At 45.2% G+C, this 22,101-nt stretch carries 19 protein-coding genes; 5 read left to right on the top strand and 14 right to left on the bottom strand.

The window, feature by feature from the left end; all coding sequences use genetic code 11:
• Positions 1-104: 104 nt before the first annotated feature.
• From F0228_RS08250 to F0228_RS08225, 6 genes are all read right to left on the bottom strand, one after another.
• Positions 105-1,355, bottom strand: coding sequence for a glutamate-5-semialdehyde dehydrogenase (locus F0228_RS08250; RefSeq protein WP_171762101.1), 1,251 nt, complete (start codon positions 1,353-1,355; stop codon positions 105-107).
• 108 nt (positions 1,356-1,463) lie between these two features.
• The gene (proB, locus tag F0228_RS08245) at positions 1,464-2,648 is read right to left on the bottom strand and encodes a glutamate 5-kinase (protein WP_171367898.1); all 1,185 of its coding nucleotides are present in this window, start codon (positions 2,646-2,648) and stop codon (positions 1,464-1,466) included.
• A gap of 76 nt (positions 2,649-2,724) precedes the next feature.
• A complete protein-coding gene (gene crl, locus F0228_RS08240) occupies positions 2,725-3,114 on the bottom strand; it encodes a sigma factor-binding protein Crl (protein WP_004741501.1) in 390 nt (129 codons plus the stop codon).
• Between the two features lie 144 nt (positions 3,115-3,258).
• Positions 3,259-4,512 carry an esterase FrsA gene (frsA, locus tag F0228_RS08235; RefSeq protein ID WP_171762100.1) on the bottom strand — a complete coding sequence of 418 codons (1,254 nt, stop codon included), beginning with the start codon at positions 4,510-4,512 and terminating at the stop codon, positions 3,259-3,261.
• An 89-nt stretch (positions 4,513-4,601) separates the two neighbouring features.
• Entirely contained in the window at positions 4,602-5,066 is a 465-nt protein-coding gene (tet(34), locus tag F0228_RS08230; RefSeq protein WP_004741499.1) for an oxytetracycline resistance phosphoribosyltransferase domain-containing protein Tet(34), read from the bottom strand.
• An 83-nt stretch (positions 5,067-5,149) separates the two neighbouring features.
• Entirely contained in the window at positions 5,150-6,439 is a 1,290-nt protein-coding gene (locus F0228_RS08225) for an NCS2 family permease (protein WP_008218658.1), read from the bottom strand.
• A gap of 1,061 nt (positions 6,440-7,500) precedes the next feature.
• Here F0228_RS08225 and F0228_RS08220 point away from each other — a divergent pair.
• On the top strand, positions 7,501-8,973 hold the full coding sequence (locus tag F0228_RS08220) for an aminoacyl-histidine dipeptidase (protein ID WP_171731261.1): 1,473 nt from the start codon (positions 7,501-7,503) through the stop codon (positions 8,971-8,973).
• Positions 8,974-9,096: 123 nt separating this feature from the next.
• Here the strand turns inward: F0228_RS08220 and F0228_RS08215 are convergent, their stop codons facing one another.
• The gene (locus tag F0228_RS08215) at positions 9,097-9,636 is read right to left on the bottom strand and encodes a DUF3332 domain-containing protein (protein ID WP_004741496.1); all 540 of its coding nucleotides are present in this window, start codon (positions 9,634-9,636) and stop codon (positions 9,097-9,099) included.
• Positions 9,637-9,908: 272 nt separating this feature from the next.
• Between F0228_RS08215 and F0228_RS08210 the strand changes: the two genes are divergently transcribed.
• Entirely contained in the window at positions 9,909-10,955 is a 1,047-nt protein-coding gene (locus tag F0228_RS08210) for a succinylglutamate desuccinylase/aspartoacylase family protein (protein WP_019824906.1), read from the top strand.
• A 171-nt stretch (positions 10,956-11,126) separates the two neighbouring features.
• Here F0228_RS08210 and F0228_RS08205 read toward each other — a convergent pair whose 3' ends face one another.
• Positions 11,127-11,444 (bottom strand): DUF3622 domain-containing protein, encoded by a 318-nt coding sequence (locus F0228_RS08205; RefSeq protein ID WP_004741494.1) that lies wholly within the window; start codon positions 11,442-11,444, stop codon positions 11,127-11,129.
• Positions 11,445-11,796: 352 nt separating this feature from the next.
• Between F0228_RS08205 and F0228_RS08200 the strand changes: the two genes are divergently transcribed.
• Complete coding sequence (locus F0228_RS08200) at positions 11,797-12,807, top strand: adenosine deaminase (RefSeq protein ID WP_019824903.1); 1,011 nt, start codon at positions 11,797-11,799, stop codon at positions 12,805-12,807.
• A 73-nt stretch (positions 12,808-12,880) separates the two neighbouring features.
• Here the strand turns inward: F0228_RS08200 and F0228_RS08195 are convergent, their stop codons facing one another.
• Positions 12,881-14,065: an NnrS family protein gene (locus F0228_RS08195; protein ID WP_019824901.1), complete on the bottom strand. Its 1,185-nt coding sequence runs from the start codon at positions 14,063-14,065 to the stop codon at positions 12,881-12,883.
• A gap of 288 nt (positions 14,066-14,353) precedes the next feature.
• Between F0228_RS08195 and F0228_RS08190 the strand changes: the two genes are divergently transcribed.
• Positions 14,354-14,908 carry a gamma-glutamylcyclotransferase family protein gene (locus F0228_RS08190; protein ID WP_019824899.1) on the top strand — a complete coding sequence of 185 codons (555 nt, stop codon included), beginning with the start codon at positions 14,354-14,356 and terminating at the stop codon, positions 14,906-14,908.
• Positions 14,909-15,029: 121 nt separating this feature from the next.
• On the opposite strand, the gene F0228_RS08185 is transcribed toward F0228_RS08190, so the two are convergent.
• Positions 15,030-15,362 (bottom strand): tRNA-binding protein, encoded by a 333-nt coding sequence (locus F0228_RS08185; RefSeq protein WP_008218676.1) that lies wholly within the window; start codon positions 15,360-15,362, stop codon positions 15,030-15,032.
• 197 nt (positions 15,363-15,559) lie between these two features.
• Between F0228_RS08185 and F0228_RS08180 the strand changes: the two genes are divergently transcribed.
• A complete protein-coding gene (locus tag F0228_RS08180; RefSeq protein ID WP_019824897.1) occupies positions 15,560-16,558 on the top strand; it encodes a substrate-binding domain-containing protein in 999 nt (332 codons plus the stop codon).
• A 224-nt stretch (positions 16,559-16,782) separates the two neighbouring features.
• Here the strand turns inward: F0228_RS08180 and galM are convergent, their stop codons facing one another.
• From galM to galE, 4 genes are all read right to left on the bottom strand, one after another.
• On the bottom strand, positions 16,783-17,862 hold the full coding sequence (galM, locus tag F0228_RS08175) for a galactose-1-epimerase (RefSeq protein WP_019824895.1): 1,080 nt from the start codon (positions 17,860-17,862) through the stop codon (positions 16,783-16,785).
• Between the two features lie 105 nt (positions 17,863-17,967).
• Positions 17,968-19,128, bottom strand: coding sequence for a galactokinase (gene galK, locus F0228_RS08170; protein WP_105057524.1), 1,161 nt, complete (start codon positions 19,126-19,128; stop codon positions 17,968-17,970).
• Positions 19,129-19,367: 239 nt separating this feature from the next.
• Entirely contained in the window at positions 19,368-20,420 is a 1,053-nt protein-coding gene (locus F0228_RS08165; RefSeq protein ID WP_019824891.1) for a UDP-glucose--hexose-1-phosphate uridylyltransferase, read from the bottom strand.
• A gap of 319 nt (positions 20,421-20,739) precedes the next feature.
• Positions 20,740-21,750 (bottom strand): UDP-glucose 4-epimerase GalE, encoded by a 1,011-nt coding sequence (gene galE, locus F0228_RS08160; protein ID WP_019824889.1) that lies wholly within the window; start codon positions 21,748-21,750, stop codon positions 20,740-20,742.
• Between the last annotated feature and the right edge of the window lie 351 nt (positions 21,751-22,101).

Here is a 22,101-nt window from a genome sequence, read left to right as displayed (position 1 = left end):
AAGAAAAAGGGCCAATTAAGGCCCTTTTGTGTGCTGATTCATTGATTATTGCTACGCGATAGCAATTTTTAAAATGAGCTGCAGAGTAAAGTTAACGAGAAACATTAACCGCGAACAAGATAATTCGCTTTGCCCACCCATTTGTAGCTAGTCAGCTCTTCCAAGCCCATAGGACCACGAGCGTGCAGTTTCTGAGTAGAGACTGCTACTTCCGCACCTAAACCAAACTGTGCACCATCAGTAAAGCGAGTTGATGCATTCACGTACACGGCTGCTGAGCCTACCGAGTTAATGAAGCGCTCAGAGCTTTCTAAACTATTAGTCATGATCGCATCTGAATGGCTCGCGTTATGCACGCGCATGTGGTCAATCGCTTCTGCAACATCTGCAACCACTTTTACGCCAAGTGTGTAGCTTAGCCATTCGGTGTCAAAGTCATCTTCACCTGCATCACGCACGTCAGCGAAATCAGCAAGAAGCGCCTTCGCACTTGAGTCTGCTACTAGTGTCACTTTGTCCGCTAGACGTGTTTTAAGCTTGCCAAGGAACTCCTCAGCTACCGCTTCATGAACAAGCAAAGTATCTAGTGAGTTACATGCTGATGGGCGTTGTACTTTCGAGTTTTCAACCACATCGACAGACTTCTCAAGATCCGCGCTTTCATCAACGAAAATATGGCTGATACCGAAACCACCGATGATTACCGGGATAGTGCTGTTCTCTTTACACATCTTGTGCAGACCAGCGCCACCGCGAGGGATGATCATATCTACGTAGTCATCTAGCTTAAGCAGCTGAGAAACAAGTTCACGATCTGGCTTTTCAATGTACTGAACAGACGCAGCCGGAAGCTCCGCTTTCTCTAATGCAGACTGGATAACTTTTACAAGCTCCATGTTCGAGAAGAACGTCTCTTTACCACCACGCAAAATGCTTGCGTTACCTGTTTTCAGACACAGTGCCGCAATATCAATAGTTACGTTCGGACGTGCTTCATAGATAACACCAACCACACCAAGAGGTACACGACGACGAGACAATGACATACCGTTTTCCAGTACTTTGCTGTCGATTTCGCTGCCCACAGGGTCATTCAAGCTAATAACGTTACGAACGTCGTTCGCGATGCCCGATAAGCGTTCTTCATTCAGAAGTAGACGGTCAAGCAGTGCGTCCGTTAGACCTGCTTCTCGGCCCAGAGCGATGTCTTTTGCGTTCGCTTCTAGGATAACGGCTGCATTTGCTTCTAACTCATCAGCGATGATCGCCAATGCCTTGTTCTTTTGCGCCGTTGATGCGGTCGCTAGGTGAAAAGCAGCTTCTTTTGCTGCGATACCCATGTTAGTTAAATCCACGTTTAACTCTCCCTAAATTCTGTCTGCCTTTAGATGAAAAAGGCGATGAGTACTACGTGCATCTAGTGCAAAAGCCAGATGCGCCGTTCATCACCTTGTCATCTCGAACTATTCTTGGATAACGACAAGGTCGTCACGATGAATGACTTCTGACCCGTAATCGTAACCAAGGATGTCGCCAATATCTTTACTGTGCTTGCCTGCTATTTTTGCAAGGTCTTGGCTTGAGTAGCTAGCGATACCACGCGCGACTACTTTGCCTTTACTGTCTGTAACTTGGGTGACTTCACCACGAGAGAACTCGCCTTTAACTCGAACCACCCCTTTTGCCAACAAGCTGCTGCCTTTGGTGTTAACGGCATTCACCGCACCATCGTCAACCACGATGTCACCTGCAGAAGCTGGGCCAGCTAAAATCCAACGCTTACGGTTTTCAAGCGCCTCGGCTAACGGTAAGAAACGTGTGCCTTGAGGATTGTCACTCAAAGAGTCAAAAACCACATTTTCGGCGCTACCTGCTGCAATGATAACTTCAATACCTGCACGACGAGCGATGTCCGCCGCCTGCAGTTTTGTCGCCATGCCACCTGTACCTAGCGTAGTACCACTGCCACCTGCAATCTTACGCAGCGTGTCATCAATGGTTTTTACTTCTTTGATGAGCTCTGCATTTGGATCTTTGCGAGGGTCTGCAGTAAATAGACCTTTTTGGTCTGTCAGTAGCAAAAGCTTATCAGCGCCACATAAAATACCAACCAATGCCGACAAGTTATCGTTGTCGCCCACTTTGATTTCGTTGGTCGCGACTGCATCGTTTTCATTCACGACAGGAATAATATCGTGTTCAACGAGTGCGTTGATCGTGTCACGAGCATTCAGAAAACGCTCGCGGTCATCGAGATCAGCACGAGTCAGTAGCATCTGGCCAATCTTAAGGCCATAGATAGCGAATAAAGACTCCCAAACTTGAATCAACTGACTTTGCCCAACTGCAGCAAGCAACTGTTTGCTCGCCATTGAGTTGGGAAGTGCGGGGTAACCAAGGTGCTCACGTCCTGCTGCAATTGCGCCAGACGAAACCATAACCACAGAGTGGCCTTGTTTTTTTAATTCAGCACATTGACGAACCAGCTCAACCATATGAGCACGGTCTAATGCCAATGTTCCACCAGTTAAGACACTGGTACCCAGTTTAACAACGACAGTTTTACGCTGCGCTGTTGTCCCGCTTTGATGATTTGTTGTCATGAAGTCTTTTATGGATAAAACAAATAAGAGGTGATGTTTTAGCAATCAACAGGGGAATTCACAAGCAGAAAAGGTGCGAAATCGCACCTTTTTACTTTATATAGAAGAGTAACCTTTAAAATCAGACGAATTCGACAGACTCTTCGTCCAATTGGATGCTGATTTCAAACTTACTTTGAAGTTCATCAACCAGTTTTTGGTGGAAGGCTTCCTGAGTTCTAGTGACCTCAGAAACTGCCTTTTTAGGCAGAGGTAATGAATCCCACTTGCCTTCGATGTTGTATTTACCAATGTTGTACTTCGCCGAATACCCCTCTTCCGACTTGTCCAACTCCATCCACCAGCCCCAGAACTCACGCTCTTCTGGTGATTTTTTATCGTTAACACACACTGACAAGCAATCAAAAATATAGTGGCCTTCTTCTGATTGCGGCTCCCTCAAGTATGGCCCAATGGCCTTTAATACATTTAACAAGCGATAATGCGTTGGTTCTTGTGTCACTTCTGACATATTGAATCTCCATTTTCAATGTTAAGAATGACGTTACTCAGACTGCAATACGTTGAAAACATGCAGTTGGACTTTATAAATTTTCTCTGAGTATCAGGTACTTAATCTGTACACTTTTCATGCTTAACCAATTTAGGAGAAATGTCATCTAAATAATTCATCCTCAAGCCACTTTATCGCTAATTCGAGGGATTGCTCATAACCTTGTGTAATTGATTTCGATTTGATTTTCTTTGCCTTGCCGTAATCACTGTAAATAGCAACCAGTTGATTATCCATTGGCGGTGACACAGGATCCCCTTCTAAGGCTAACGCTAAGATAGGAACGCTGGTTTTACTGTTCGCCAACAGACCTTGGACCTTCAAAGACCACGCCATCAACTGACCAGAGAGACTATTGATATCAACAGCACCTTTACCTAAACGAGAAGCCAGTACATCCAAATGCATCTTCGGCATCTGCTTTAGTTTATCGGCATGCACAAAAATATCGTGAATTGGCGCACCAAGAGAGATACACGCTTTGATCTTCTGTTGCTCGATAAACGACAGCCTCACCATCGCATTGCCGCCAAAACGGAAACCAAACAAGCCCACTTTATGATGATCAACCCATGGGATATTTGGCAGCTCGTTCAATACCGCTTGGTGCAGGCACGAAGAATCTTCGGTTAACGGCCAATGAGAGCTGTGACCTATCGATGGCATATCTACGGTAAGCATCGCAATGTTCTTTGGCGCCAGATAATCCCTAAACAAACGCCACATGTCCGTTTGTAAGCTATCTAAACCAGCACTCACGATTACAACAGGTTGAGGCTTGTCGGTTTTCGCTAGGTGTAGGTTGGCTTTGATTTTCTTGTTCTGATACGGCACCTCAATCTGCTTAACAATCAGCTTAGTGTGCTTAATCGCTTCAGAATAGGCTGCGTTTGCTAACACTTGGGCCTGAGCTGCCAGATTGTCATTTTTTAGATGCGGGTAGCCTGCAATACTAAAACATAAAGAGGCCGAGAACAGCTCTTCAGCCACCTCTTCACCGCTTTTTTCATTGGAGCGGTTCTGATGCAACATGCCCAACTTGGTCCACTCATAGGCCCAGTTACCACTGCGGTACCCCATCACTGTGTCTAGCCACTCATCGGTAGTACGAGAGTTGTCTGACGACGCGATTCGAGCCAGTACGGCTTCTTGCTCAATAGGATTCACGCCTTGCCATACCCACTGAAGACGCCTTAGGTTTCGGTACCATGATGAGTTTTGCTGTTCACGCTTCTCATCCAATAACGCTTCAGAGCTTGGCATGTATTGTGTCAGCATTGAGGTCTCTTTGGCCTGCTTGTGCTTTACAAACAAGGTTTCCGAAAGGTTCGAGCTCGTTTCTTCTGGTTCAGACATTGGGATACTTAATAAGAAATGATTTTCACTAATAATATAAAAAAAAATGACCCTATAAAGGGTCATTTCTCAAAAAACTAAGTTTACGCTTATTTTGACTTGCGATTTACTGGCTCAACGTAGCTTAGGCTAGTATCCCAAGGTTGCTCAATCCACGTGTCTTGAGCGATATCAACAATGTACTCGTCTAGTAGGTGCGCGCCAGAAGGCTTAGCACATACCGCGATCAGTTTAGCTTTAGGGTACATTTCGCGAAGCTTACGTGCAGTGTCACCACTATCAACAAGATCTTCAACGATTAGGAAACCTTCGCCGTCACCTTCAGGTGCTTTAACGACAGTCATATCACGTTGGTGATCGTGGTCGTAGCTAGAAATACAAATCGTATCTACGTGACGAATACCCAGTTCACGAGCCAAGATTGCACCAGGAACCAAACCACCACGGCTTACAGCCCAGATACCTTTCCACTGCTCTGCTGGCATTTGCTTTTCTGCTAGTTGACGGCAGTAAGTCTGCATGTTGTCCCAAGTGATAACGAATTTGTTGCTCATAGTATAAAACCTAATAATTTTTCATGTTATTAGAGGCTATGCCAAACATAGCCTCTTCAGCGTTTAAGCAGAAATCTAGACGATTAAGCGAAAATGTATTTAAGAATAAAGATTACCGACATGATCCACACAGCAGGTGAAACGTCGCGACCTTTACCACTTAGCAGCTTAATTGCAGCGTAAGCGATGAAACCTAGTGAGATACCCTCAGCAATAGAGTACGTCAGCGGCATAAGTAGACATGTTACCACGACTGGTGCTGCTTCCGTAAGATCACGCCAATCAATGCCAACTAGGCCTGACATCATCAGAATTGCTACATAGAAAAGTGCGCCTGATGTTGCGTACGCCGGAATCATACCTGCAAGTGGTGAGAAGAAAAGAGCAAGAAGGAAAAGTACGCCCACGACAACAGCCGTTAGACCAGTACGACCACCTTCAGCAACACCAGAAACACTCTCTACATATGAAGTCGTGTTCGATGTACCTAGAAGAGCACCGATAGACGTTGCTGTTGAATCAGCAAGCAGTGCTTTGTTCAGGCGAGGTAGTTTGCCATCTTCTTTAATTAGGTTCGCTTTTGTAGCAACACCCACTAGCGTACCCGCTGTATCGAATAAGTCGACGAATAGGAAAGCAAATACAACAGAGATCATACCGATTTCAAATACTGCAGAGAAATCAAGCTGCATGAAAGTCGGAGCAAGGCTTGGTGGTGTAGACATGATACCGCCGTACTGAACGTCACCAATGATAATGCCAAGAGCTGTAATAGCTAGAATTGCAATCATTACTGCACCTTTCACACCACGGTGTACAAGGGCAATAGTAAGGAAGAAACCAAGAGCACCAAGGATAGGAGCAATAGCAGTAATGTCGCCAAGAGATACTTTAGTTGCAGGGTTAGAAACCACGATGCCAGCATTGCTAAGTGCGATAAACGCTAGGAAAAGACCGATACCCGCAGAGATACCTACACGCAAAGACATAGGAATCGAGTTGATAATCCATTCACGGATCTTAAAGATACTCAAGAAGATGAAGATCACACCCGAAACAAACACTGCCGCTAGAGCAACTTGCCAGGTGTAACCCATGCCCATCACAACCGCGTAGGTAAAGAAGGCATTCAACCCCATACCGGGAGCTTGAGCAATTGGGTAGTTAGCAACAAAGCCCATGATGAAACAGCCAATAGCAGCCGCTAAACAGGTTGCTACAAATACAGCGCCGTGGTCCATACCAGCATCAGCTAGGATCATTGGGTTTACAAAAATGATGTAAGCCATTGTTAGGAAGGTTGTTAGACCTGCGATGATTTCAGTGCGCACATTGGTGCCGTTTTCACTGAGTTTGAATAGCTTTTCGAACATTATCGAATCCTATAAGGGTAAAAAGTAAACGGTTGCGTAATCGATTGGCTGTGGATTATAAAGTTATCAAATAACAAATTCCAGATAGAATTAAGGCTCTAAATAATATTTATCAGAATGACGTATGAAACCAAGCGATTAAAAATCATATCAAAAAAGAAAAATACACATTAAAAACAATAGACTAAAAACAATTTAACGGTCGTATTTATTTGATTACTTTTTCAACTATCAGTTATTTTCATTAAGAATCTGGCGCTAAATTTGCCAATTCAAACCCACAATATTTATCCGATTTTCAACAGAATCGGTAATAAGGCTCAAATTGATATTTTGCTGTTTAAAAAACAACCGAGCATAGTCGTAGATAGATGACGAATCACAGCTGGGGATAAAGTAGCAGGCAAAAAAAACGCCACTCAAAACTGAGTGGCGGTAGAATCTGTCAACCAAGAGGGTTGTTAGAGAATTCCAATATATAGGGGTGAACAAAACTGTTCGAGTTACATGCTTACGGTATTAGTAACCGAAACTTGTAGGGTATGCAAAGTTGCTAGTGTAAACAGAGTTGTTAAGCCAGAACATTGCAGATGGTAAACCTTTCATAACTATCACCTTAATAAATCAATAAAAAACGAATTTGATTTCTCGGTTCCTTGGAGGCGATAAACGGACTCATCCTTTGAGCATTTACTCTTCACTTCAGAAGTTGGTTACAAATATACCTTAAAGAAAAAAGATTACAAGTATTTTTTGCTTCAGGTCACACTTTTGACCAATACGGGTTATTTTGCAAACTTAATTTCGTAATAAAATTACAAAATAGACTTAAACAAACGTTTGCTTGCATCTTTTATAAGCATCAGAGCACTTATACAAGATCAAATGAACAAGATGGCGTTCAAAATTTGAAGCATTTCAGGTTTAGAAGCGCTACTCGTCAAAACACTCTAATGGTATGCTGTCGGCATCAAAACAGACCTATATTTTAGGTTTTTGCTCTATGTTTATACCCATAGAAAGCCTAAATATATGGTTATCAAATAAAAAAGGAGTCATCCGTGTCTGAATTCCATTCTGAGATCAGTAAATTATCCCCTGCCCCTATTTGGCAGTTCTTCGATAAGATTTGCTCAATCCCACACCCTTCTAAGCATGAAGAAGAGCTTGCTCAATACATTATTGCTTGGGCAACAGAGCAAGGGCTAGATGTACGCCGTGATCCAACGGGCAACGTATTCATCAAAAAGCCTGCGACGCCGGGCATGGAAAACAAAAAAGGTGTTGTGCTACAAGCTCACATCGATATGGTTCCACAAAAGAACGAAGATACGGTTCATGACTTCACTAAAGACCCAATCCAACCGTACATCGACGGTGAGTGGGTTACTGCAAAAGGCACAACGCTTGGCGCAGATAACGGCATGGGTATGGCATCATGCTTAGCGGTTCTTGCATCAAACGAAATCAAGCACGGCCCAATCGAAGTTCTGCTAACTGTAGACGAAGAAGCAGGTATGACAGGTGCATTCGGTCTTGAAGCGGGTTGGTTAGAAGGCGACATCCTTCTTAACACCGATTCAGAGCAAGAAGGCGAAGTGTACATGGGTTGTGCTGGCGGCATCGACGGCGCAATGACATTTGACATTGCTCGTACTGCAATCCCAGCAGATTTCGTGACTCGTAAGCTAACGCTTAAAGGTCTTAAAGGCGGCCACTCAGGTTGTGATATTCACACAGGTCGTGCAAACGCGAACAAACTGCTTGCTCGCTTCCTAGCTGGTCACGCGAAAGAGCTAGACCTACGCATCGTAGAATTCAAAGGTGGTAGCCTTCGTAACGCGATCCCTCGTGAAGGTTTCGTTACCGTTGCTGTTCCAGCGGCAAACCAAGAGAAACTGGCTTCGCTATACAACGACTACACAGAGCTACTTTCTACAGAGCTAGGTAAAGTAGAAGACAGCATCGTGACTTTCAACGAAGAAGCTTCAGTTGAAATGGGCGCACTTGCAGCTGCTGACCAAGCTCGCTTCATCGCAGCACTTAACGCGGCGCCAAACGGCGTGATTCGTATGAGTGATGAGATTGAAGGTGTTGTTGAGACATCTCTAAACGTGGGGGTTATCACGACAGAAGAGAACTCAATCACTGTACTTTGCCTAATCCGCTCTCTGATCGACTCTGGCCGTAGCCAAGTTGAAAGCATGCTTCACTCTGTAGCAGAGCTTGCGGGTGCGAGCATCGAGTTCTCTGGCGCTTACCCAGGTTGGAAGCCAGATGCAGATTCAGAAATCATGCACATCTTCCGCGACATGTACGAAGGCATCTACGGTCACAAGCCAAACATCATGGTTATCCATGCTGGCCTTGAGTGTGGTCTATTCAAAGAACCTTACCCGAACATGGACATGGTTTCTTTCGGCCCTACTATCAAGTTCCCTCACTCTCCAGATGAGAAAGTGAAGATTGATACGGTTGAGCTATTCTGGAACCAAATGGTCGCGCTACTAGAAGCAATCCCAGAAAAAGCTTAATTCGATAAGCTACGTTTGTTCAATAAATGGTGTTTACAGTAAACACCATTTATTCAGACAAAATAAAACAGGTACTCAATGAGTACCTGTTTTTGTATCTAATCTTTGCAACCAGCTAAGACATTAAGCGCGTGACGCTGCGTAGCTCTCTAGCTCATCAATTGACGTTTGTGCAACGACTTCACCATCGATAAAGTACGTTACCATCTCGCCATCACGAACACCGATTAGTGTCGCTCGCTCACCAGACTGGTAAGTGATATCCATTTGGATAGTGTTTTCATCAATCTGCTGCATCTGACCTTTTTCGATCATATTTACATTAGTGATTGGACCTACAGGCGCTTCCGTTAGAGACGGATCTAGCTGATGGTTGATATCAATGTAAGTATCCACCTTAGTATCAAAGATATGCGGCGCACCCGTTAGTGGGTTGCTACCAGTCCAGAACTCTAGTGAGTTGAATACCAGGTAATCCGCTGCAACCGTTAGACCGTATGCCGGTGCCAACAGTAAGTTTAAGCCACCACGTGCGTAACGGTTATCAACGGCTTTAAGGTTGAACTTCATTAGGTAACCCGTTACTGCGTTGCTACCAACACAGCCAGATAAAGCAACAGATACCACTGCAAGTGCTACAACTTTTGAAATTGTTTTTTTCATTTTCATCTCGATATTTGAAATTGGCCGCCAGAAAATGGCGATGGATAATAGCAAGTGCGAAAAACACAATTATCAGAGTTAAATCAATAAATTGTCAGAAACCTTACAAATAAAAAGCGTATTCCAAAGAGGGCGCCATCCATGGAATACCGTTCCCGATGCGCCTCCACAAAAAAGTTTTGTCGTTACCGTAAACCGATTGATTCGTACTAAAAATCAACGATTGCTACATTCCGTGTTAACGAATTATCACCATGTTGAGAACAACCTAAATGGCAAGACTAAAACCTAATCAACCATTCGAATTACTTGGTTCTACTGTTCAGCCAGGACAGCGAATGGAGATTGAACTGCAAGCAGCTCAGCTTTACACGCACTCTCCACTTTCAATCCCGATTGAAATCATTCACGGTCGCCAAGCAGGTCCAACACTGATGGTAAACGCAGCGATTCACGGTGATGAGTTAAATGGTGTTGAGATTGCTCGACAGCTGACGAACGCTATCGATCCAAAGAAACTGAAAGGTACCTTGATTGTCGTGCCTATCGTTAACGTGTTCGGTTTCATCCATAAGTCTCGTTACCTACCAGACCGTCGCGATCTAAACCGTTGCTTCCCAGGTAGTGAGAAAGGATCGCTAACATCACGTATCGCTTACACTTTCTTCGAGAACGTGGCTAAGCACTGTGATTTCATTCTGGATCTACACACGGGTGCGATTCACCGTACGAACTTGCCACAAATTCGTGCGAACCTTTCGAACCCAGAAACCATGCGCATCGCAAAAGCCTTCGCGACCCCAGTGATCATCGACTCACCTCTGCGTGATGGTTCACTACGAAGTGAAGCGGAAAAGTTGGGGATTCCAGTACTGACATACGAAGGTGGTGAGGCACTGCGCTTTGATCACCTAGCGATTCGTGCAGGCTACCTTGGCATTCACCAAGTAATGAAAGAAATCGGCATGCTGCGTCCGAACCGTAAGAAGCTGCCAGAACCAGTATTGAGCAAATCCACCAGCTGGATTCGTGCAGAATCAGACGGTATCTTGCGTAACATGGTGAGACTAGGCGAACAAGTTGAAGCAGGACAAACTCTTGCCTACATCAGTTCTCCACTGGGTCATCAAGAGAGCCAAGTTATCACGACTAAAGGCGGTATCGTGATTGGCCAACAAACGCTACCTTTGGTGAACGAAGGTGATGCTGTGTTCCACATCGCTTACTTCAAGCAAGACGATGAAGAAGTGGGACAAACAGTAGAAAGCTACATTGAAGAAGTAGCAGAAGATGATTGGCTAACTGCGCTAAACAACTGATTAAGGCTTGAGAGAGCGATGTAAAAAGCGAGAAGCCAAAACCGTCGCTCTTAAGCAAATAGCAACGAACTCCACAAACGAAAAAGCCCCAATATAGGTGACTATATTGGGGCTTTTTTATAACTCCCTTATCTTAAAATTAAGGGACCTATAAATTAATCGTGCACCGAATTACTCAGCGTCTTCTTGCTCTTCTGCACGAGCTTTAGCGCGTGCTTCACGTGCTTGCTCAGCTTTAAGCTCTTTAGCGTGACGTAGTTCATCGCGCTCTTTACGTTGCTCCGCTTTACGCTCGTTACGTTCAGCTTGGTTTGCGATGAAAGATGCTAGCTCTTTCTCAGCCCACTCTTGTGCAAGCGCTTCTGTTTCGAAACCAGACTCACGCTTAGATACTGTTGTGCTGCGAGACGTTACTTGACGAGTAATCTCTGCACACCAGCCGTTGCGTTTTTCTGTAAGGCGGATATCAAATTTTTTGTTCTTAGACATGTTCTATTTTTTCCTAAGGGAGATCATTATGGGATCGGTCAACTTTGATAACTCCATCTAAGTGAGCATCTTTTAACACCATCCCTTGGTAAGCGCGGTATTAGAGCACAAATCAACGAATATTGCTGCAAATATTTGCAGCGGATCACACTCTAGTGCTGCAAATCGTTTGCGGCTCATTTTTAAGCACTCAACAGCCTCTAATCCCTAACAATTTCAGTCTCATTTCATCGGCAACCATCAAATGAACTATGCTCAAACAGAGATAAATGAGTCGTCTAACCCGTTAGCTTGGTAGGCGTTAATTATCTTCCCCTACTCCGCCCATAATTAAAATAGCTAAGGAGTTGCTATGGATAGCTTCATCAAAAATTTACCGAAGGTTGAGCTGCACTTACACATTGAGGGCACATTGGAACCAGAGCTGATGTTCGAACTGGCCAAGCGCAATAACGTATCGATCCCCTTTGAGAACCCAGAGCAAGTGCGAGATGCCTATCAATTCCACAACCTGCAGTCTTTTCTCGACATCTATTATCAAGGCGCCAATGTACTGATTCATGAACAAGACTTTTACGACCTCACTTGGGCCTACCTATTAAAGTGCCAACAAGACAATGTGGTCCACACTGAGATTTTCTTCGACCCGCAAACCCACACTGAGCGCGGTATCGCCTTCGACACTATTATCACAGGCATTACTCGAGCACTCGACCAAGCTGCACATGAACTTGGGATAAGCAGCCAACTGATCATGTGCTTTCTGCGTCACCTTGATGAAAACAGCGCGTTCGAGACACTCAAACAGGCTTTGCCTTACAAAGATAAAATCATTGCGGTTGGTTTAGATTCATCAGAACAAGGTAACCCACCCGAGAAGTTTAAGCATGTATTCCAAGAAGCGCTCAACCAAGGCTTCCTGACTGTCGCACACGCCGGAGAAGAAGGCCCTGCGCAAAACATTATCGATGCATTGAGTTTGTTAGGTATTACACGAATTGATCATGGCGTTCGCTGTGTTGAAGATAAAGAACTGATGGAGCAACTAATAGCCAAACGTACTCCACTGACGGTTTGTCCACTATCGAATACCAAGCTAAAAGTCTTCGATACCATGGAGCAGCACAACATTGTCGAACTACTGAGAAAAGGACTCTGTGTCACCATCAATTCCGACGACCCGGCTTACTTTGGTGGCTACATGAATGATAATTTCCTAGCGGTTGCCAACGCCCACCCTGTCACTCATCAAGAGTTAGCGCAGTTCAGTATTAATGCGGTGGAAGCGAGTTTCATCTCCCCTCATGCCAAAGAAGACCTGATTACGCAGGTACGCCAATACTTGATAGCGAACACTCAATAAGTTCATAAGTGTGTAGTTCAATCAAAAAAGGGAAGCTCAACGCTTCCCTTTTTATCAATATACCAAAATCAGTTTACCCCGGATGACCATCCACTCGTGGGGTAAGTAACATCATGCCGAATTTCCAAATAAACAGACCAAACGCCAACGTCCATAAGCCTGCGCTTAGGTTCACCATCTCAAACAAATAACCAGGGAAGAAGGTGACACCTAAGCTACGTACTAGCGCTGCCACAAAAATTGCAGAGAATGCGAGCGCCATGCTTGGTCCTTTGTAAATCGCACGACCAGTGTGTCCCATTGTCACTCGGGTTATCATCGCCAGAATCAAACCGCTCAAGCCACCAATTGCGAACAAGTGCAGCATGTTATGACTGGCAAATGGGTTCTCTAACAGGCCACGTAACAACAAGCTTAGAGGAATACACAAGTAAGCCGCATGCAGTGACCACACCAAAGGTTCAGATAGGGTTGTCCAGGGTTTCCAACGGATGAAGCGTACCAGTTGAGCAACACCGGCAAAAACCATTAATCCGCTGCCCATTTGAGCAAAGGCCAGAGGGAAGAAGCTCAGCACAAACAGTCCTACCAAAGGCAGGTTTGCAAGCCATTCCAACCACACCAATGGCTGCGCTTTTTCAAAGTTAAAGCGACGTGCAGTGAAGAATGGGATCACTCGTCCGCCCATGACAGACAGCAGCAAGGTAAACCACCACAGCATGGCTTGCCATACCGCTGATGATGGGAACGGAGGCATTCCCTTAATGGTCGCGTAGCTCGCAAAATTCGCCACAATCGCCAGTACAAACAGCGGAACGAAGAACAAGTTCTTCCAACCTTTCGACTGCACTACACGAAAACCGATCTCGTAAGCCGCGAAGATTAAGAACAGCGCTTCAATCGAAGAGATCAGCCACAGCGGAGCCGGCGTCCAAAACAGAATACGAGGTGCTAACCATAAACCGACTAGCGCGGCTAATCGATAATGCTTGGTGCCATTGACGCCTGTCCAGGTTTGCACGGCAGTGAGCACAAAGCCGACAACAATCGCCATCGAAAAACCAAACAGCATCTCATGCACGTGCCACCACAGTGCGGGAACGTTTAAAACCTCAGGCTGACCGTTTTGAAACATGATGACCCAAGCCACAATCGCAATCACGGCATAGAGACTGCCTAGAAAGAAGAAAGGTCGAAAGCCTAAACGCAGGTAGGCTGGAATCGCGTCTTCTACACTTTTATCTGTGATATTTAACAAACTCGCTCCTAATTCTCAGATAAGCGGCCAAGGTATTACCTAAACCAAATTTGGTGTGCATCAAATTCGATGCAATATGCAAATTACGTTGCATGAAACGCGCCAACTAGATAAAGCCAGAAAAAACAGCCACTCACGAGATTCAATAGCCAATAAACAAGTCAAAAAAACACAACCCAAAGAGTCATAAAGACATATAGATGTGTAAATAGAAACTTACTGACTTTTGCCATCTCGCCACATATAGTAAGACTAGTCTCAAATACAAAAGAACAGACAAGGAACGCGATGTATATTTTTGGTTATGGCAGCTTGATCAACTCATCTTCACGTCAACTCACAGGTCAAACAGGTCAAGCAATCCCAGCGATTGTTCATGGCTTAGTGCGCCATTGGAGTAAGATCGATGACAGTTACGTGTTATCCCCTTTGATCGTCAACCTTGGTGAAGGGCAAGTGAATGGTGTTTTGCTTGAAGTCGACGAGGTAGCGCTTGCTGAGTTTGATCATCGTGAACGTGGCTATCGCCGAATCGAACTCAAACCCGAGCAGATAGAGAGCCAAACTGACTTTAAAACGGATCAATCGATCTGGGTATACATCAAAGACGAGATTGAAGCGCCTTGTGAGAACAGCCCTATCGTTCAAACCTATGTCGATACCGTTATAGCTGGGTGTTTAGAGGTGTCTGAAAGCTTTGCGGCGCACTTTGTCAAACACACACAAGGTTGGCACCACCCATTAGAAAATGACCGCCACCAGCCTAAATATGGCAACCTTGCAGGTGTTTCAGATCACCACCACAGTGTAATTGATGGTTTGATATTGAGTGCGCGCGGCTAACCTTTAAAGACTTAGGTGATGTTGAAGCTGCAATAATTTGGATCTTTGGTCATTTTGGAGCTTTGAGAACATAGAGGTCGATGAGCTTATAACAAATGAGCTCACCGACTAAGTAGACCGCTTAAACCACTCGAATACCCGCTGGCATTGCACGCTCTGGTGTCAGCAAGACACTTTCAGATTCATCATCGGTTTCTGCACACAGCAGCATGCATTCAGAAGTGTGGCCTCTCATTTTGGCTTTCGCTAAGTTACATAGCACCACGACCTGTTTACCCATTAACTCCTCTTCTGTGTAGTAAGGCACTAGGCTAGTCACTGTTTGCAGCGTCTTTTCACCCACATCGACTTGCACGATGTAAAGCTTGTCCGCATTTTCATGACGTACAACCTCGATGATCTTACCCACTCGCATTTCTAACTTAGCAAAGTCACCATAAGAGATAGTATCCATTTCTCACTTCCTATATTGATTGATTTTTTACCCACCAAGAATTTACTAAAATTAAGTAAAATGTAAATGTTTACACTAGCACTAAGTTCAATAATTACAAGCGGTAAAGATCTCAATAATAGAAGTAAAATAAGAGTTTCATTGCCTTGCTCTCATTGTCGGTGTTAAATAAGCACAGCAATCAAATGAGGTTAAAAATGGCGACAATCAAAGATGTAGCAAAGGAAGCTGGTGTTTCTGTTGCAACCGTATCTCGAGTGATCAATAAATCCCCTAAGGCGAGTGCTAGCTCTATTGAGTCAGTAACTAAAGCGATGTCTAAGCTTGGCTACCGTCCCAACGCCAATGCTCGCGCGCTGGTAAGCCAAAGCACCAATACCATTGGCGTACTCGTGGGTGATATTTCGGATCCTTTCTTTGGCACGCTCGTTAAATCGGTCGACAACGTGGCAAGAGAAAACGGCAAACACATCTTAGTGGGCAACGGCTCTCATGACCGTGAAGAAGAGAAGCAAGCCATTGAACTGCTGATCAATAACCGCTGCGATTCACTTGTGATTCACTCAAAAGGTCTAACCGATGAAGAGCTGATCGGCTACGCCAAAGAAGTGAAAGGCTTAGTGTTGATCAACCGCTATATCGAAGAGATTGCCGAACGCTGCATCTTCCTTGATAACAAGAAAGGCGCATTTCTCGCGACTGAATATTTGATTCGTCATGGCCATAAAAACATTGCCTGTATCGCCTCTTCTTCAAGCATTGAAGATGCAAATGAACGTGTTGAGGGCTACCAAGCCGCTCTGAAAGAGTACGGCATTGAGCTATCTGAAAGTTATATTGAACACGCCCAGCCAACCAGCGATGGCGGCGAGTATGCGATGACCAATCTGCTGACTAAATCCCTACCGATCACCGGTATTGTGGCCTACAACGACTACATGGCCGCGGGTGCCTTGTCTGTGCTCGACGAGAACGGCATTCAAGCACCGGATAACATGTCGATCATCGGCTTTGATGATGGATTAATTGCCCGCTATGTTCACCCGAAACTGACGACCATTCGTTACCCTATTCAAATGATGGCTGAGAAAGCAACACGACTCGCCTTGAGCTTGGCAAAAGAGGAAACAACTTCGGCAGAGCCTATGATGTTCTCTCCTACTTTGGTGCGCCGTAACTCGGTAGAAAAAGCCTAAGCGACCGTTTAAAAAACGCACTAAGAAACAAAAAAGCCCTAACAGAATCACTTCTGCTAGGGCTTTCTTACCTTACTCAAGTACCCAACACTCACTTCCTATTTAGACAAAATGATTGCTAGGTGCCGCTTTGGTTCATCTCCCCCAGAGACACATGACAAGTCACACCCCTCTATTCATCAATAAACAAAAGCAATGGCATCACCGCTTTGAGCTAGAGCGTACTAGTTTGAAGAATCCCCCGAAAATTCAAACTGGTAGCAGGTACGATAGTGGTATTCTTGTTCAGGCTGGAGAATACAACTGTCCTGCTTCCACTCTGGGTGGTTAGGAGAGTCAGGTAAGAACTGGGTTTCTAATGCCAAACCTGCGTAATCTTCATAGCTGCCACCACTTCGGTTTGGTGTGCCACCAAGCCAGTTTCCGGTGTACAACTGCATCGCAGGTTTGGTTGAAAATACTTTTAAAGTGACGAGCGCATCTGGCGAGGTCACAGTCGCGGCACATTGAGTGCGTTTACAGCCGTCAGCCAATAAGAAAGAGTGATCGTAACCCTTAGCGGCTTTCTGTTGTTCATCACCCAATAAACGCTCTGAGATCATCATAGGCTGAGTAAAGTCGAAGCTGGTCGATTTCACCGATTTCAAGTTGCCTAATGGAATGCCGACAGAGTTGGTTGGCAAGAACTGAGACGCGTTGATACTCACAATGTGAGACAAGCAATCGTGCCCTGCTTCTGCACCGAGCAGATTAAAGTAGGCATGATTGGTTAGGTTCACTACGGTTGGTTTATCAGTGTTGGCTGTGTAATCGATAGAGACTCGATTATCTTCGGTGATTTCGTAACGAACCGACACGTTCAAATTCCCCGGAAAACCTTGGTCGCCATCGGCTGAAACTAAGCTAAACACAACCGATGTTTCAGTCTGTTCAGTAATATTCCAACGACGTTTATCAAAACCATTCGGACCACCATGTAAGGTGTTCCCTGCTTGGTTGGTTGCCAGCTTATAAGTCTTGCCATCAATCTTGAAACGACCATTGGCAATGCGGTTAGCATAACGACCAACTGTCGCCCCCATATAACTGGCTTGCTTCTCGAAGTTATCCAGTGAATTCACACCCAATAGTACTTCTCGTCTATTTCCTTTTACTGGCAAGATACAGCTCAACCACGTTGCGCCAATATCCATGAATGTCACTTCCATACCGCGTGCATTGGACAGTGTGACAAGCTGAGCAGGTTGGCCATCATAGGCTGCAGTTTCTGTCATGGATTGATGCAGGTTCTGCGCTTGTGTCATTCTAAATTCCTTCTACTGCCAGTAATAAAGCCCCTACCTTAAGGTAAAGGCATTAGCATTTGGCCTACCATGATCTTTTTGTGTGATAAGCCTTTTGTCTGTCGGTTAGATTACTTCAACTAGACCAGCGCCGTCTTTCGCTTGGCACACATAAATGGATTCTTTTAGTCCGGTCGCTGCTTGGTATTTTTGTTCTACCGTTGTTTTAATTTCATCAACTAAAGTTGGCGGAACCAACGCCACGATACAACCACCAAAGCCACCGCCAGTCATACGTACGCCACCTTGGTCGCCAATCACTTCTTTAACCATATCCACTAGCGTATCGATCTCTTTGACTGTGATTTCAAAATCATCACGCATTGATGCATGTGATTCCGCCATCAACTCACCCATACGTTTCATGTCATGAGTACGTAGAGCTTGAGCCGCTTCCACCGTTCGGTCATTCTCGGTAATCACATGGCGAGCACGCTTAGCGACCATCTCATCCAGCTCAGACTCTTTCGCTTTGAACTGCTCAATCGTTACATCACGCAAAGCTGGAACACCGAACAAGCGAGCCGCTTCTTCACACTGCTCACGGCGCGTGTTGTATTCACTGTCGACCAAACCACGTTTCTTGTTTGAATTGATGATCACCACCGCCATATCTTCAGGCATTGAAACCGCTTGAGTTTCTAGGCTACGGCAATCCAAAAGCATCGCGTGATTCGCTTGACCTTCCGCCGAGATCATTTGATCCATAATGCCGCAGTTACAGCCAACGAACTCGTTCTCTGCTTGCTGGCCGTTCAATGCTACTTCCGCTTGAGTGAGCTCTAAGTTGTAAAGCACCTTAAATGTCTGACCAATCACCACTTCAAGTGCCGCAGAAGAACTTAAACCTGCACCTTGAGGTACGTTACCCGTTACAGAGATGTCTGCACCTGTAAATTCAAAGCCGCGACCTTTTAAGCACTTCACCACACCACGAATGTAGTTCGCCCACATTTTGTCTTGTTGGAAGGTGATCTCTTGAGTTAAATCGAACTCATCGACTGCATTACCGTAGTCCACTGATACTACGCGTACCATGTTGTCGTCACGCTTAGCCGCCGCGACTACGGTTTGGTAGTTAATGGCACACGGTAGGACAAAGCCATCATTGTAGTCTGTGTGTTCACCGATCAGGTTCACACGACCTGGTGCTTGAATAATATGAGTCGCTTGGTAACCAAGGACTTGCTCAAAAGATGTTTTCACGTTTTGGATTAGATCAGACATAAGTAAACTCTCTGCTTAAACTCTTTGTTCAATTGGTAATGGCTCCTTCTCGGCACCACTTTAATTCTTTTAGATTCCCTATCTCGTTCGTCTCTCACGGTAGGGAATGACAACATCGGCTGCTAAGCTTCTAAACTCGAAGGCCCAAAGCTCGAACTTCTGGGCTTCTCATCTGCCGTCATTCCAGAATCGAGGGACGAGATATCTGGAATCTCGCTTGTTATTTACTAAGCAGCCTATTACTGCTCTTTATAGTGAACCTCACTCAAATCACGAAGACGCTGCGCCGCTTGCTCTGCGGTTAAATCACGCTGAGATTCTGCCAACATTTCGTAGCCCACCATAAACTTACGAACTGATGCGCTGCGCAGTAGCGGCGGGTAGAAAAGCGCATGCAGTTGCCAATGGTCGATGTCGGTGCCCTCTTCAAAGAACGGCGCGTAGTGCCAGCCCATTGAGTAAGGGAATGAACATTGGAATAGGTTGTCGTAGCGACTGGTCAGCTTCTTAATCGCAAGTGCCAAGTCATCACGCTGCTCGTCAGTCAGTTCACTCATGCGGCGAATATGCGTTTTAGGTAGCAACATAGTTTCAAACGGCCATGCAGCCCAGTAAGGAACCACAGCAATCCAATGCTCGGTTTCAACCACTGTGCGGGAGCCGTCTTTCATTTCTGCTTCAACGTAATCCACTAATAGGTTTGAGCCTTGTTGTTTGAAGTACTCTTTTAACAGCTTCTCTTTACGCTCAATCTCATTTGGCAGAAAGCTGTTCGCCCAGATTTGACCGTGCGGGTGTGGCTGAGAGCAGCCCATGGTCTCGCCCTTATTTTCAAACGCTTGAACCCATAGGTAATCTTTTCCTAGCTCTTCTATCTGCTCATTCCAGGTATCAATCACACAACGAATTTTGTTCACCGGTAGTTCCGGCAATGTTTTGCTGTGATCTGGCGAGAAGCAGATAACGCGGCTCAGCCCTCGAACACCTTGAGTCTTAAATAGAGGATTGTCAGACTCTGGAGCGTCAGGCGAATCAGGCATCAACGCCGCGAAATCGTTACTGAACACGTAAGTTCCGTCGTAGTCTGGGTTCTCATCACCCGAGATACGCGTGTTAGTTGGACAAAGGAAGCACTCTTTGTCGTACGCTGGCAGTTGCTCAGTGGATGGCTTTTCATCTTGGCCACTCCACGGGCGTTTCGCACGATGCGGCGAGACTAAGATCCACTGACCCGTTAGTGGGTTATAACGACGGTGTGGGTGGTCTACTGGGTTAAATTCAACTTTTGACATACTTACATTGCTCTTAATTTTTGTGTCTTGGCACTTTCACCAAGATAAGTAATTCTTCTGCGAGGAGATTCCCTATCACGCTCGTCCCTCGAATCTGGAATGACGTTTGATAAAACTCAGTGTCTAAACCTCTATGTTTAGACGTTTTTCCAGAGCTCTATAGCTCGGTGCATCAGCTAATAGCCTATAGCGCTCAAGAACCTTTAACTCACCCGTCATTCCAGAATCGAGGTACGAGATATCTGGAATCTCTCTTTTCTAATCTCTTACCGCTGCATTCCCCAAAGAAGTTGGAGTTACAGCTTTCAATTACATCAAGTTAATAGCCATTAGGGTTATTCGACTGCCAATTCCACGTATCCGCCGTCATCTCCATCACGCTGCGAGTCGCCTTCCAGCCAAGTTCACGTTCCGCCTTTTCCGTGCTTGCCCAACATTCCGCAATATCACCAGCACGGCGTGGACAGATTTCATAAGGAACCGGCTTACCTGATGCTTCAGCAAAAGCTTGCAGCATTTCTAGAACACTCGATCCCTTACCTGTCCCTAGGTTGTAAATGTGCAAACCTGCCTTTTCGCCGACCGCTTTTAGTGCTGCGACATGGCCATCGGCCAAATCCATCACGTGGATGTAGTCACGAACGCCAGTTCCATCCGGTGTTGGGTAATCGTTTCCAAAAATAGAAAGCTTCTCTCTACGACCGACAGCAACCTGCGCAATGAATGGCATTAAGTTGTTTGGAATACCTTGTGGGTCTTCGCCCATAGTGCCTGAGGGGTGCGCGCCAACCGGGTTGAAATAACGCAGTAACGTCACGCTCCAATCATTTTCAGCGTTGAATAAATCACTCAAACACTCTTCAACCATGTACTTACTTCGACCATAAGGATTAGTCGTTGCACTTGTTGGAGAGCTTTCGGTGATTGGCACAATCTCAGGGTCACCGTAGACAGTCGCTGAAGAACTAAACACGATACTTTTCACGCCCGCTTTTTTCATACAGCGAGCAAGAACCAATGAGCCATTAACGTTGTTATCGTAGTATTCCAAAGGCTTAGCGACCGATTCACCCACCGCTTTTAGGCCTGCAAAATGAATCACAGCTTGGATATCATGCTTGGCAAACACGCCATCTAAAAACGACTCATCACGGATATCACCTAAATAAAATGTTGGTGTTTGACCGGTTAGCGCATTGATTCGCTCCAGTACTAGCTCTTTGCTATTGCAAAGGTTGTCTACAATGATTGGCTCCATACCTGCCTGCATCATTTGGATGCATGTATGGCTCCCGATGTAACCCATACCGCCTGTAACCAGTACTTTCACAATCAACCTCTCTTCGCTGTCATTCACGATTTAATCTGCCCCAATACGCTGCGTATTGGTTCGTTGTTGCGGAAATAGTAGCAGCCAATTTGGCAATATTTCTGTGATCAGAACCACGAAGTGTAAACGTTTACACAAAGTTACACACAGCTCGTCGATTAAGTTATAGAAAAAACAAATCGATATAGACATCTAATTCATTGAATTTAAATGAGATATTTGTAGATAGTTAGATTTGAGACATCACAGAGGAGTTGAGCATTTATTTTACTAAAAGTTAATGCAATGACTTTCAGTTTGATTACAATAGGTCTGTACAATAAAGAGGTGCATTGCTTTTTTTACTAAAGA

It is taken from the genome of Vibrio sp. 99K-1 (assembly GCF_013114585.1).
In the GTDB taxonomy this organism is placed as follows: Bacteria; Pseudomonadota; Gammaproteobacteria; order Enterobacterales; family Vibrionaceae; genus Vibrio; species Vibrio chagasii_B.
The sequence above is the reverse complement of the archived record's forward strand: the minus strand, read 5'-3'. Positions and strand labels throughout refer to the sequence as shown.

Bases quoted from the DNA above. Each gene is read 5' to 3' on its own strand.
- F0228_RS08190 (WP_019824899.1), top strand. From the start codon at position 14,354: ATGTATATTTTTGGTTATGGCAGCTTGATCAACTCATCTTCACGTCAA.
- F0228_RS08185 (WP_008218676.1), bottom strand. From the start codon at position 15,362: ATGGATACTATCTCTTATGGTGACTTTGCTAAGTTAGAAATGCGAGTG.
- F0228_RS08205 (WP_004741494.1), bottom strand. From the start codon at position 11,444: ATGTCTAAGAACAAAAAATTTGATATCCGCCTTACAGAAAAACGCAAC.
- F0228_RS08225 (WP_008218658.1), bottom strand. From the start codon at position 6,439: ATGTTCGAAAAGCTATTCAAACTCAGTGAAAACGGCACCAATGTGCGC.
- F0228_RS08200 (WP_019824903.1), top strand. From the start codon at position 11,797: ATGGATAGCTTCATCAAAAATTTACCGAAGGTTGAGCTGCACTTACAC.
- galM (WP_019824895.1), bottom strand. From the start codon at position 17,862: ATGACACAAGCGCAGAACCTGCATCAATCCATGACAGAAACTGCAGCC.
- F0228_RS08215 (WP_004741496.1), bottom strand. From the start codon at position 9,636: ATGAAAAAAACAATTTCAAAAGTTGTAGCACTTGCAGTGGTATCTGTT.
- frsA (WP_171762100.1), bottom strand. From the start codon at position 4,512: ATGTCTGAACCAGAAGAAACGAGCTCGAACCTTTCGGAAACCTTGTTT.
- F0228_RS08180 (WP_019824897.1), top strand. From the start codon at position 15,560: ATGGCGACAATCAAAGATGTAGCAAAGGAAGCTGGTGTTTCTGTTGCA.
- crl (WP_004741501.1), bottom strand. From the start codon at position 3,114: ATGTCAGAAGTGACACAAGAACCAACGCATTATCGCTTGTTAAATGTA.
- F0228_RS08165 (WP_019824891.1), bottom strand. From the start codon at position 20,420: ATGTCAAAAGTTGAATTTAACCCAGTAGACCACCCACACCGTCGTTAT.
- F0228_RS08210 (WP_019824906.1), top strand. From the start codon at position 9,909: ATGGCAAGACTAAAACCTAATCAACCATTCGAATTACTTGGTTCTACT.
- galK (WP_105057524.1), bottom strand. From the start codon at position 19,128: ATGTCTGATCTAATCCAAAACGTGAAAACATCTTTTGAGCAAGTCCTT.